At 68.2% G+C, this 11,869-nt stretch carries 11 protein-coding genes; 8 read left to right on the forward strand and 3 right to left on the reverse strand.

Annotation, left to right across the window (positions count from 1 at the left end; genetic code table 11):
• Nucleotides 1–7 precede the first annotated feature (7 nt).
• The 6 genes from R4I43_RS27160 to R4I43_RS27185 all read left to right on the forward strand — a co-directional run bounded on the left by R4I43_RS27160 (nt 8) and on the right by R4I43_RS27185 (nt 5,226).
• Complete coding sequence (locus tag R4I43_RS27160; protein ID WP_324268528.1) at nt 8–1,192, forward strand: acyl-CoA dehydrogenase family protein; 1,185 nt, start codon at nt 8–10, stop codon at nt 1,190–1,192.
• Between the two features lie 320 nt (nt 1,193–1,512).
• Nucleotides 1,513–3,198: a sensor histidine kinase gene (locus tag R4I43_RS27165; RefSeq protein WP_324268529.1), complete on the forward strand. Its 1,686-nt coding sequence runs from the start codon at nt 1,513–1,515 to the stop codon at nt 3,196–3,198.
• 74 nt (nt 3,199–3,272) lie between these two features.
• Nucleotides 3,273–3,713, forward strand: a complete 441-nt coding sequence (locus R4I43_RS27170; protein WP_324268530.1) for a roadblock/LC7 domain-containing protein — start codon at nt 3,273–3,275, stop codon at nt 3,711–3,713.
• A gap of 2 nt (nt 3,714–3,715) precedes the next feature.
• On the forward strand, nt 3,716–4,075 hold the full coding sequence (locus R4I43_RS27175) for a DUF742 domain-containing protein (RefSeq protein WP_324268531.1): 360 nt from the start codon (nt 3,716–3,718) through the stop codon (nt 4,073–4,075).
• Nucleotides 4,056–4,628, forward strand: coding sequence for a GTP-binding protein (locus R4I43_RS27180; RefSeq protein ID WP_324268532.1), 573 nt, complete (start codon nt 4,056–4,058; stop codon nt 4,626–4,628). The genes R4I43_RS27175 and R4I43_RS27180 overlap by 20 nt, the downstream gene beginning before the upstream one ends.
• Nucleotides 4,629–4,665: 37 nt before the next feature.
• Nucleotides 4,666–5,226 (forward strand): GAF domain-containing protein, encoded by a 561-nt coding sequence (locus R4I43_RS27185; protein ID WP_324268533.1) that lies wholly within the window; start codon nt 4,666–4,668, stop codon nt 5,224–5,226.
• Nucleotides 5,227–5,340: 114 nt separating this feature from the next.
• Here R4I43_RS27185 and R4I43_RS27190 read toward each other — a convergent pair whose 3' ends face one another.
• A complete protein-coding gene (locus R4I43_RS27190; RefSeq protein WP_324268534.1) occupies nt 5,341–7,065 on the reverse strand; it encodes an acyl-CoA dehydrogenase family protein in 1,725 nt (574 codons plus the stop codon).
• Nucleotides 7,066–7,614: 549 nt separating this feature from the next.
• Nucleotides 7,615–9,786 (reverse strand): excinuclease ABC subunit UvrB, encoded by a 2,172-nt coding sequence (uvrB, locus tag R4I43_RS27195; protein ID WP_324268535.1) that lies wholly within the window; start codon nt 9,784–9,786, stop codon nt 7,615–7,617.
• A gap of 192 nt (nt 9,787–9,978) precedes the next feature.
• On the opposite strand from uvrB, the gene R4I43_RS27200 reads away from it, so the two are divergent.
• Together R4I43_RS27200 and R4I43_RS27205 are read left to right on the forward strand one after the other, a co-directional pair.
• Complete coding sequence (locus tag R4I43_RS27200) at nt 9,979–10,575, forward strand: DUF402 domain-containing protein (protein ID WP_324268536.1); 597 nt, start codon at nt 9,979–9,981, stop codon at nt 10,573–10,575.
• Nucleotides 10,576–10,718: 143 nt separating this feature from the next.
• A complete protein-coding gene (locus tag R4I43_RS27205) occupies nt 10,719–11,198 on the forward strand; it encodes a hypothetical protein (RefSeq protein ID WP_324268537.1) in 480 nt (159 codons plus the stop codon).
• Nucleotides 11,199–11,285: 87 nt separating this feature from the next.
• Here R4I43_RS27205 and R4I43_RS27210 read toward each other — a convergent pair.
• The coding region (locus R4I43_RS27210) for a transposase family protein (RefSeq protein ID WP_324268538.1) at nt 11,286–11,869 on the reverse strand (584 nt) is incomplete at its 5' end.

Genomic DNA, 11,869 nt, shown 5'->3' on the forward strand with positions numbered 1-11,869 from the left:
AACGACGATGCCCAAGCCCGCAATCACCAACCCCGACTTCTTCGGCTTCTCCGACCTGCTCAGCGAGTCCGAGCGCAACGAGCTCGTCGAGATCCGCGAGTACCTCGAGCGCGAGGTCAAGCCGCTGGCCAACCGCGCGTGGGACACCGCGGAGTTCCCCTTCGAGGTCGTCGAGAAGTTCGCCAAGCTGCGGCTGGCCGGCTACCAGTTCGGCGAGTACGGCGACGGCGCGCAGCGCAGCCCGCTGTTCACCGGCTTCCTGAGCCTGGAGCTCAACCGGATCGACCCGTCCCTGGCGGTGTTCTCCGGCGTCCACACCGGACTCGCGATGGGCAGCATCTACCACGGCGGTGACCAGCAGCAACGCGATCGCTGGATCCCGGACATGGTGGAGATGAACCAGATCGGCGCGTTCGCGCTGACCGAGCCCGAGGGCGGTTCCGACGTCGCCGGCGGCATGCGCACCACCGCCCGCAAGGAGGGCGACGAGTGGGTGCTCAACGGCGCCAAGCGCTGGATCGGCAACGGCACCTTCGCCGACCTGATCGTGGTGTGGGCCCGCGACGAGGCCGACGGCAACGTCAAGGGCTTCGTGGTGGAGAAGGGGGCCCCCGGCTTCACCGCCACCAAGATCGAGGGCAAGATCGCGCTGCGCACGGTGCAGAACGCCGACATCACCCTCACCGACGTGCGGGTCCCGGAGGCCAACCGGCTGCAGCAGGTCAACAGCTTCCGCGACACCGCGAAGGTGCTGGCCATGACCCGCGGCGGCGTCGCGTGGCAGGCGCTGGGCGTGGCGGTGCGCGCCTACGAGCTGGCCCGCGAGTACGCCGTCAACCGCGTGCAGTTCGGCAAGCCGATCGGCGGCTTCCAGATGATCCAGGACCTGCTGGTCAAGATGCTGGGCAACATCACCGCCATGTTCGGCATCGTGGTGCGGCTCAACGAGCTGGTCGCCCAGGGTTCCGGGAGCGCCGAGCAGGCCGCGCTGGCCAAGGCCTTCACCACCACCAAGATGCGCGAGGTCGTGTCCTGGGCGCGGGAGCTGTTCGGCGGCAACGGAATCGTTCTGGACTACGAGGTCGCGAAGTTCTTCGCCGACGCCGAAGCGGTCTACTCCTTCGAGGGTTCCCGGGAGATGAACACCCTCATCGTCGGCAAGTCCATCACCGGCCTCAGCGCCTTCGCGTGAGGTCCGGCCGAACGTAACCCGTTCAGGTACTTGCGTTCGAATCCTCTCGATTTCAACCAAAAATTAACAGGTCCCGCGAGACAGGGCCGCCCGCCTCGATTTCCGAGGTGGGCGGCCCTGTTGCGCGCCGACGGCCGCGTCGTCCATCCGCTCAATGGAGTCATCGTTGGGCGGAAAGGTCCAATTCACCGGCCGGACGCACTATCATCACGCCGAGTGATACTTTTGATCATTAGTGGAGCACCAGTAGTCCCCGGTGACGCCCCCGACGTTTCGGCACCCCGGTGCCCGTCACCGACACCCCCGTACCAAGGACGCTGATGTCTGAAAGCCCCTTACCCGCGCCCCAAACCGACCGGGCCCCCGAAGCCCCACCGCACAACGATCTTCGGGCGAAGCTGCTGCGGCTGGTCGTGGTGACCCTCGCCGTGACGGCCCTGATCGGGACCGCCACGGCGGTCGCCCTGGTCTTCGTCCCGCCTCCCGAGCTGCGCTACACCGTGCTCGCCGTCGGCATCGTCGCCTGCATCGCCGTCGTGATCATCGGCTCCCTGCGCGCGAACGCGCTGGCCGACGAGGTCGACCGCCGGATCCACGAATCCGGCCACGAAGCCCAGGCCAGGCTCCAGGAATCGCTGCGGAACTCCCACCAGTGGATCGAGTCGCTGCGCGGCACCGTCGCCCAGGGCACCCGCGAACTCCCCCAGCTCGTCGAGCAGATCCAGGCGGGCCAGCAGCCGGCGCCCAAGTGGCCCACCGGTGAGCCCGTCACGGGCAACCCCTACGAGCTGCTCGCCCACGAGCTCCGGCAGGCCCAGATGGCCGTCGAGTTCGCGCTAGTGCGGATGCAGAGCGAACCCGCGCACAGCAACATCGACCCCAGCGTCGCGGTCTTCGCCAACCTCGCGCGGCGCGTGCAGTCCCTGGCCCACCGCGCCATCCAGCGGCTCGACGAGCTGGAGCAGCAGGTCGAGGACCCGGACCTGCTCAAGGGCCTGTTCGCGGTGGACCACCTGGTCACCGGTGTGCGCAGGCAGGCCGAATCCCTCGCGGTGCTCGGCGGTTCGATGCCGCGACGGCAGTGGAGCAAGCCGGTCGCGATGTACACGGTGCTGCGCTCGGCGGTCGCCGAGGTCGAGCACTACGCCCGCGTCAAGGTGATCCCGCCGGTGGACGGCACGCTGCACGGCCACGCCGTCGCCGACGTCATCCACCTCATCGCCGAGCTGGTGGAGAACGCCACCGCCTTCTCCGAGCCCGACACGCAGGTGACCATCAACAGCCAGGTCGTCACCGCGGGCCTGGCCATCGACATCCGCGACCGCGGTCTGGGCATCGACCAGCGCAACCGGGTCACGCTCAACGGGTTGCTCAACAACCCCGACGAGGTCGACCGAGACGCCCAGCTGCGCGACGGCCGCATCGGCCTGTACGTGGTCGCCCAGCTGGCCAACCGGCACCACATCGGCGTGGAGCTGGAGAACAACATGTACGGCGGCACCGACGCGCACGTGGTCATCCCCAACAACCTGCTGGGCGAGACCGACGTCGAGCCCGACGAGTCCGCCGCGCAGAGCTCCGCCAGCGTGCTGTCCACCGTCGAGCCGAGCGCCAACGGCCACGACGCGCGCACGCCGATGATGCCCGCGCCGCAGACGTTCAACAACGGCCGCCACACCGGCCAGCAGCCCGCCTACGCGACCGGGCCGCAACCGGCGGTCCGCGAGGAACGCCCCGCGCACCAGCTCCCCCAGCGCGGGCGCCACTCCGGCACCGTTCCGGAGGCCTCGCCTGCGGTTTCGTCCGGTCCCGGCAACGCCGAGAACGCCGAACGGCCCGCGCTCCCCCGGCGCGACCGCACCCGCAGCTACCTGGTGCCGCAGCTGGCCGAGAGCTCTCCCGCACCCAAGGAGAAGCCGCAGGGCGGCCCGAGCCCGAGCTTGTACGCGTCCTTCCGCTCCGGTGTCGAAGGCGGCGTTTCGGACGACAGACCGAGCCAGGGCTGACCTAGCACCGCACCCCCTCCCCCGCACAAGATCTGCCCCCGCGCAGTGAGAAGAGTCAGGAGACGTTTTCCAAAATGGCCAATGACGCAGCGGGCTCGTCGTCCGACCTGAGTTGGCTACTCGCCGACCTGCTCCGACGAGTCCCGCACACCCGCTGTGCCCTGCTCGCCTCCACGGACGGAATCAAGCGGTACTACCGCGGTCTGGACAACGACGAAGCGGACGCTCTGGCAGCCTGGGCCGCCGCGCAGTGCTCGCTGGCCCGCAACGGCGGTCGCCGGTTCGGCATGAACGGCGGCGGCGTGCGGCAGGTCGTCGTGGAGTTCAACGACCTGGTCGTGTTCGTCTCCGCCGCCGGTAGCGGGGCCGTGCTCGTCGTGCTGGCCACGCCGGAAGCCGACGCCACCGTGCTCGGCTACGAGATCGCCCAGCTCGTCAAGCGAGTTCCGTCCCACCTGGCTACCCCCATGCGGCAGCCCACCGCCGCGCGGAGCGCCGGTGAGATGGGCAGGTGAGCATGCCCGGACCATCGGACAAACCGTGGCTGGACAACGAAGCCGGCCCGCTGCTGCGCCCGTACTCGCTGACCAACGGCCGGACCGAACCGAGCGAGCCGCTGTCGCTGCAGTCGCTGGTGCGGTCCACCGGTCGGTTCTCGCCGGAGCGGATCGAGCCGGTTCACGCCAAGATGCTGAACCTGTGCCGGCACGCCACCTCGGTCGCCGAGGTCGCCGCTCACCTGCGGCAACCCGCCGTAGTCACCAAAGTCCTGCTCTCCGACCTCATCGATTGGGGAGCCCTCACCACCCACGCACCCGCCGACGTGCCGAAGCGCGATCAACTGGAGGCTTTGCTGAATGGGCTCCAACAGCTCTGAGCCATTCCCGACCTCGTTCAAGTTCCTCATAGCGGGTGGGTTCGGAGTCGGGAAGACCACGTTCATCCATTCGGTCAGCGAGATCGAGCCGCTGACCACGGAGGAGACGCTCACCGTCGCCAGCGTCGGGCACGACGACCTGACCGGCGTGGGCGACAAGACCACGACCACCGTGGCGATGGACTTCGGTCGAATCACGTTCAACCCGCAGAACATCGTGCTGTTCCTGTTCGGCACACCGGGGCAGGACCGGTTCTGGTTCATGTGGGACGACCTGGTCGACGGCGCGCTGGGCGCGGTCGTGCTGGCCGACACGCGCCGGCTGGAGGACTGCTTCGCGGCCGTGGAGTTCTTCGAGCGCCGCGGCATCGACTTCCTCGTCGCGGTCAACCAGTTCGAGAACAGCTTCCGCTACCAACCCGAGGAGGTACGGCAAGCACTGGACATCAAACCGCACATCCCCGTCGTGGTCTGCGACGCGCGCGATCGCCGCTCCGCAGCCTCGGTGCTGGTGCAGCTGATCGAGCACGTGCTGGAAACCCGCGCCTTATGACCCCGTCCCGAATCCCCCACCGAAATCGGAGCCTCCCGTGACGACTTTCGATGCCGCCGGACACCGGCACCTCAGCCCCGTCGACTCGCACGCGCACGAGCGCGCCGCACGACTGCGCCAGCTCGGCCTGGGTGAAGCCGCCGACCCCGAGTTCGACGCGTTCGCACAGCGCGTCGCCCAGACCCTCGGCGTGCCCAACGCGATGGTCAACTTCATCACCGACACCCACCAGTACCTCGGCGGCCTGTTCACCAAGGTCGCCGGGATGGAGGACCCGAACTCCGACGCCGACCCGCGTTCGGCGCCGATGGAGACCGGCTACTGCCCGCACGTCATCGCCCGCCGCATGGCGCTGGTCCTCGAAGACGTCTGCGACTACCCGCGCTTCGCGGGCAACGACGTCGTGGACAAGATGAACGTCCGCTCCTACCTGGGCGCTCCGCTGATCGACCGGACCGGCATGGCGCTGGGGACGGTCTGCGTCATCGACAGCGAGGTGCGCCCGTGGGGCCGCGACGGTCTCAACGCCATCAAGGCCCTGGCCGGTGAGGGCGTCGAGCTCATCCACCGCCGCGAACGCGACCTCCAGGCGGGCTGATCCCCACCTGCGTCGGGGGGGGGGGGGGGCCCCCCCCCCCCCCCCCCCCCCCCCCCGGGGGGGGGGGGGGCCCCCCCCCCCCGGGGGCCCCCCCCCCCCCCACGTTTCAGAGCCTCAGCCTCGGCGCAGGAGGAGGTCGAGGTCGTGCTGGATGCCCGGGCGGCGCTGCTCGACGTTGCCGATGCTCGCCTCGAAATCGATGTGGCGGGCGAGCTCGTCGACCGTGGGCAGCTCGACGAACGGCCTGCTCTCCTCCGCCGTGCGCAGCTTGCCGACCAGCTGCTGCTCGCTCCAGGACGCCGTGTGGGCGCTCATCGCGGAGCGGTTGCGGCCATCGGCGGTGAGCACCGCCATGATCGCCCAGCAGACGAGCTCACCGATCTGACCGGCCAGGATGTGCCGCTGCTGGCCGCCGGTGGTCGTGGTCGTGGTCAGCTTGTCGATCCGGGAGACGTACTCGGCGAGCTTCGGGTCCACGTCGAAGTCGTCGAAGATCGACAGGAACTGCTGCGGCTGCTTGAGGACCATCGAGCCCAGGTAGACCGTGATGGCCTCGGTGGTTCCCTCGAAGATCCGGAACAGCCGGTAGTCCCGGTAGAACTGGCCGACGACGTTGGTGTCGACGAACCCCCGGGCCCCGAGCAGCTGCACGCAGCGGTCGACGACCTGCCACATCAGCTCGCAGCCCAGGATCTTCGCCGCGAAGTAGAACGGTTCGGGCACGTCGCGGCCGGAGTCCAGGCGGTCGGCCATGTGCTCGACGAGCGTCTCCACGGCTTGGGTCGCCGCCACCGATTCGGCGATGATCTGCTGGATCCGCCCGTTCTCGGCGAGGTTCCCGGTGGCGACCTCGCGGCGGCGGGCGAAGCGCTGGGTCAGTTCCAGCGCGCGCATCGCCGCGCCGAGCGCGCCAGTGGCCAGCATGAGCCTTCCCTGGGTGAAGGCGGTCTTGGCCGCGGCGAGCCCCTCGCCCTCCTCGCCCAGCAGGCCCTCGGCCGGGACGTGCAGGTTCTCCAGGCTGAGGCTGTTCTGCGGCACCGCCTTGAGGCCGAGGGTGATCACCTCCGGGCCGCGCACGAATCCGGGCGAGGAGGTGTCGACGAGGAACCCGGTGACCCCGGCGTCCTGGTCGTTCTCATCGGTCAGGCGCGCGAAGAGGTTCACGTAGTGGGCGTCGGCGCCCAGCGAGATCCACTGCTTGCCGCCGTTGATGACGTAGGAACCGTCGGGCCGCTTGGTGGCGGTGCTGGTGATCGCCCGGACGTGCGAGCCCATGCTCGGCTCGCTGACCGCGCTGGTCACGAGCCTGCGCCCCTGCGCGAGCTCGGGCAGCACCGCCGAGCGCACGTCCTCGCGCGCGAAGTGCTGGACCGGTGGGACGCCGAGGGTGTTGTGCACGGCGAGCAGGATGAGCAGGTTGCAGTCGATCGCGCCTGCCTGCCGCCACACCTTGATCGTGTCGGAATGCGAGAGTTCCTGCCCCTGGTAGCGCTTGGGGATTTGCAGTCCGAGCAGGCCTGCGTTGGCGAGGTCGGGGATCAGGGATAAGTGGAATCCTCGTCGTTCATCCATTCGTCGGGAGTCGAGCTGCTCTCTGCTGTATCTGCGCAGGAAATCGAGCATCTCCGACGCCGCGCCCGGGTGCGCGGAACCGCTATTGGTCGACTCCATTCCGATAGGTCCTTCCTGGAAAGGCTCTCGCGAGGGGGTGCGTTCGCGAACGTGGCGGATCTGGGCACGTTCAGAACGACGAACCGGCCGCACGCCGGGAATTCGGCGCGGGTGGATTACCGCGTTCGTCGTCTCATTCGTTCCGCTGAGGTGAAATGGCCACCCCATCTTCAGCCGTGCGCAGGCACCGGCCCGAGCAGTGGGGACGCCAAGAGCGACGTTGCTCTACCGGAGAGAGAGGGAAATGGCACGCCTTCAGCATTGGGGATGTCGGGGTCGCCTGGGCCTGCCGGGCTCACGCCCCACGAACTCGACCTCGAGCCGGTTCGCCGCAGATCCCCGGGGGAAGCGAGGTCGTGACGATCGGCCGGGATCCATCTTGAAAACTCCGTTTCATGCAATAGCCCGCAGGGGTCCACGTGAGCACAGCAGGAGAGGGAAATTACCGTAACTCACCATACCGGGGTACCACCTTTTCGGTGAGCCCTATAACGGACCGTAATCATTGCTGGTAACTCAAACCTGAGAACCGTGTGATCAATTCAACGAAACCCGCCGGCGGATTCCGGAAAATCCAGTCCAAGTTGGACTAGAACGCGAATTGTTCGAGGTCAGGACCAGAACTCGGCAGTAGGCGCGAACGGGTGCAGCACTCGCGAACACGAGCGGAGCGCGCGAAATGCGGAAGGCGAGATCTTGATCACCTTCCGCCCGCGCTCATTCGATGCCCGCGGCGTCCATGCCGCGGATCTCCTTCTTCAGGTCGGCGATCTCGTCGCGCAGCCGCGCCGCGAGCTCGAACTGCAGCTCCCGAGCCGCGTTCATCATCTGGTCGTTGAGCTGCTGCACCAGATCGGCCATCTCGGCGCGCGGCATCGACGAGATGTCGCGGTCCTCCAGCAGGCCGGCGCTGGCCACGGCCTCGCCGGAGGGCTTCTTGCCGCGCGAGGTGTTGCGGCCCGAACCGCCCACCGCCACCGACTCCTCGGTGTCCTCGGCCTCGCTGTAGACGCGGTCGAGGATGTCGGCGATCTTCTTGCGCAGCGGCTGCGGGTCGATGCCGCGCTCTTCGTTGTAGGCGATCTGCTTGGCGCGCCGCCGGTTGGTCTCGTCGATGGCGTGCTGCATCGAGTCGGTGATCCGGTCGGCGTACATGTGCACCTGACCGGAGACGTTGCGCGCGGCACGGCCGATGGTCTGCACCAGGGACGTTCCGGAGCGCAGGAACCCCTCCTTGTCGGCATCCAGGATGGACACCAGCGAGACCTCCGGCAGGTCCAGCCCCTCGCGCAGCAGGTTGATGCCGATGAGCACGTCGTACTCGCCGAGCCGCAGCTGCCGCAGCAGCTCCACCCGCCGCAGCGTGTCGACCTCCGAGTGCAGGTAGCGCACCCGGATGCCCAGCTCGAGCAGGTAGTCGGTGAGGTCCTCGGCCATCTTCTTGGTCAACGTGGTCACCAGCACCCGCTCGTCGCGGTCGGCGCGCTCGCGGATCTCGTGCACCAGGTCGTCGATCTGGCCCTCGGTGGGCTTGACGATCACCTCGGGGTCGACCAGACCGGTCGGGCGGATGACCTGCTCGACGAACTCACCGCCGGCTTGGGCCATCTCGTACGGGCCGGGCGTGGCCGAGAGGTAGACGGACTGGCCGATGCGGTCGGAGAACTCCTCGAAGGTCAGCGGCCGGTTGTCCAGCGCGCTGGGCAGCCGGAAGCCGTGCTCGACCAGGGTGCGCTTGCGGGAGGCGTCGCCCTCGTACATGCCGCCGATCTGCGGGACCGTCACGTGCGACTCGTCGACGATCAGCAGGAAGTCGTCCGGGAAGTAGTCGATCAGCGTGGCCGGGGCTGAACCCGCCTCGCGGCCGTCGATGTGCCGCGAGTAGTTCTCGATGCCGGAGCAGAAGCCGACCTGGCGCATCATCTCGATGTCGTACTGGGTGCGCATCCGCAGCCGCTGGGCCTCCAGCAGCTTGTTCTGCTTCTCCAGCCTGGCCAGCTGCTCCTCGAGCTCGCCCTCGATGGCGCGGATCGCCTTGTCCATCCGCTCCGGGCCCGCCACGTAGTGGGTGGCCGGGAAGATCCGCAGCTCCTGCACCTCGCGGACGATCTCGCCGGTGAGCGGGTGCAGGTAGTAGAGCCGGTCGATCTCGTCGCCGAAGAACTCCACCCGCACCGCCAGCTCCTCGTAGGCGGGGATGATCTCGACGGTGTCGCCGCGCACCCGGAAGGTGCCGCGGGCGAAGGCGATGTCGTTGCGGCTGTACTGCACGTCCACCAGCGCGCGCAGGAACACGTCGCGGTCGATCTCGCCGCCGACCGCCAGCGGGATCGCGCGGTCCAGGTAGGACTGCGGCGTGCCCAGGCCGTAGATGCACGACACCGAGGAGACCACCACGCAGTCGCGGCGGGAGAGCAGGTTCGAGGTGGCGGAGTGGCGCAGCCGCTCGACGTCCTCGTTGATCGAGGAGTCCTTCTCGATGTAGGTGTCGGTCTGCGGGACGTAGGCCTCGGGCTGGTAGTAGTCGTAGTAGCTGACGAAGTACTCCACGGCGTTGTCCGGGAAGAACCCGCGCAGCTCGTTGGCCATCTGTGCGGCCAGCGTCTTGTTCGGCTCCAGCACCAGCGTCGGGCGCTGCACGCGTTCGACCAGCCACGCGGTGGTGGCCGACTTGCCGGTACCGGTGGCGCCGAGCAGGACCACGTCCTTCTCGCCGGAGTTGATCCGCCGCTCCAGGTCCTCGATGGCCTGCGGCTGGTCGCCGGCGGGCTCGTAGTCGCTGACCATGCGGAAGCGCCCGTCGGCGCGGGGGATGTCGCTGACGGGGCGGAACTCGGAGTGCGCCAGCACGGAGTCGTCGAGTGCGGGGCGCTCAGTCGCAAAAGCCACGGGACCCAGCGTACGAGCACCCACCGACATCATGTTGCGTCACGGGGTGCTTTCCGGGCGATGAGGGCGGACAATGGATAGCGTCACTGACCCCGACCGCTGGGAGGTGACTTGCGCACACTGGTAGAGAGAACGCGGGCGCGGCGTGCGTGAACGTCGCGCCCGCCTCATGCGTGCGCTTAGAGTGTCCGTGTGACCACTCAGCGGGAGATCGCCGAGCGTCTGGGACTGCCCGTGCATCCGCCGAAGACCGAGGTCTTCGACCTGGCGGAGGGCACCAACACCGATCCCAAGGGCCACGTGCGCACCGTGAGCCGCTTCCACCGCGAGCCGTTCGGGCTCTACCTCGCCCGGCCGCTGCCGGGGCAGCCGAAGATCGCCGCGCTGGAGTCGTGGCTGCTGCCCTCGCTCGGGCTGCGGGTGACCCGCTGGTACTGGCGGCCGGGCCACGAGCGCGACCTCGATTTCTACCTCGATCTGGTGGACGTCGAATCGGGTGACACCCAATGGCGGACCGTCGACCACTACCTGGACGTGGAAGTGCGCCAGGGCCGCGATGTGGAACTGCTCGACGTCGATGAATTCGTGCTAGCCGTGCAGTCGGAGCTGCTCGACCCGGAGACGGCCGAGCGCGCGATGCGGCGGGCCTGCGCGGCGCTGGAGGGCATCACCCGCTGCGGGTACGACCTGCCGAAGTGGTTGCGGGACAACGACATCGAGCTGTCGTGGGACGGGCAACCCACCCAAGATCCAGTACCCGAGCCGCGCGCGCTACCGCCATCGGAGTGATCGTCGACGGCTTTCTGCTCGCCATTCCCTCGGCCGTCGACCAGTGCGCAAAAGTTATCTTAAAAGCCCGTACTGATGATCACAGTTCCCGTCTTCTCCGGCTACTCTCTGACGCTGTGAGCGCTGCGATTTCCCCCAATCTGATGGAAGTCATCGACCTCTTCAGCTCGCAGCGCAGACATCCGTCCGGCTACGTGCACCAGCTGGCGGTCTGCCACGTCGAGCGGTGGGGGCTGGCCCTGGAGTGCCCGACCCCGCACGCCCCGGAGCACGACGTGGAGATCACCTGGATGCTCGCCGACCTGGGCCTGCGGCTGACGAAGTTCCGCCCGCGCAACCGGCACTCCCGCCCCAGCCCGAGCACGCTCACCGCGGTCACCATCCACCGCGACACCCGCTCCTGGGCGGCCACGGACCTGCTGCTGAGCCTGGAGATCCCGGACGACGGCCGTCCCCGCATCACCAGGGCGGCGGAGTTCGCCTCCGCCGTGGCCACCGGTGCGATCCGGCAGAGCGAGGCCGACTACGCCTTCCGCACGGTCCACCGCACCCTCGACGAGATCAGCCTGCACCGCTCCGTCAACCAGTGGCTCGCCCACCGGGGCATCTTCGACCCCTGGTGACCGCTCCCCCACCTCCCGTCCCACCGGTGTCCCCGATTTCAAGGGAACTCCCGTTCCCGGTTTCCATTGAGGTGTTCTCAGTAGGGGTTAGGTCAGGCGGCCGTGTTCGTGGTGGGTGAGTACGAGTGCTGCTTGGACGATGCGGCCGATTTTGCGGGGGCTGGTGGTGAAGTGGCGTAGTGCTTGCCAGCGTCCGGTCAGGAGGGCGAAGGCGCGTTCGCCGGGAGCGCGCAGGCTGCGCAGGAGCTGGTTGTAGGTGTGGTTGTCGGTGGTGAGTGGGCTGCCGGGGTGTTTTTTGGAGCGTTTGACCGGGGTGTGGATTCCGGCTCCGGCGCCCTGGTAGCCGGCGTCGGCCAGGGTGGGCAGGTCGAGCTGGGAGGCGGCCCAGTGCAGGGTGCCGAGGCGGTGTGTGTCGGCGGCGGTGATGTCGTGGACCGAGCCTGGTTCGACGTCGCTGACCCAGATCGGGAACCCGTCTGGGAGGGCGAGAGCTTGAATGTTGCCGCCCTGCTGGCGGGTTTTCCCGGAGTACCACCGGTCAATGACGGTGTTTTTGGCGCTGATGGTCTTCTCGTTGACCCGGTCGCAGGAGAAGATCTTGCCGTCGCAGATCACCGAGGCCCAGCCGTCGTCTTTGGCCTGCCGGAGAGCTTCGTGCAGGTCAGGGTGCT

Source organism: Saccharopolyspora mangrovi (assembly GCF_035320975.1).
Classification (GTDB): domain Bacteria; phylum Actinomycetota; class Actinomycetes; order Mycobacteriales; family Pseudonocardiaceae; genus Saccharopolyspora; species Saccharopolyspora mangrovi.

Bases quoted from the DNA above. Each gene is read 5' to 3' on its own strand.
- R4I43_RS27160 (WP_324268528.1), top strand. From the start codon at position 8: ATGCCCAAGCCCGCAATCACCAACCCCGACTTCTTCGGCTTCTCCGAC.
- R4I43_RS27190 (WP_324268534.1), bottom strand. From the start codon at position 7,065: ATGGGGTGGCCATTTCACCTCAGCGGAACGAATGAGACGACGAACGCG.
- R4I43_RS27170 (WP_324268530.1), top strand. From the start codon at position 3,273: ATGGCCAATGACGCAGCGGGCTCGTCGTCCGACCTGAGTTGGCTACTC.
- R4I43_RS27175 (WP_324268531.1), top strand. From the start codon at position 3,716: ATGCCCGGACCATCGGACAAACCGTGGCTGGACAACGAAGCCGGCCCG.
- R4I43_RS27180 (WP_324268532.1), top strand. From the start codon at position 4,056: ATGGGCTCCAACAGCTCTGAGCCATTCCCGACCTCGTTCAAGTTCCTC.
- R4I43_RS27205 (WP_324268537.1), top strand. From the start codon at position 10,719: ATGGAAGTCATCGACCTCTTCAGCTCGCAGCGCAGACATCCGTCCGGC.
- R4I43_RS27165 (WP_324268529.1), top strand. From the start codon at position 1,513: ATGTCTGAAAGCCCCTTACCCGCGCCCCAAACCGACCGGGCCCCCGAA.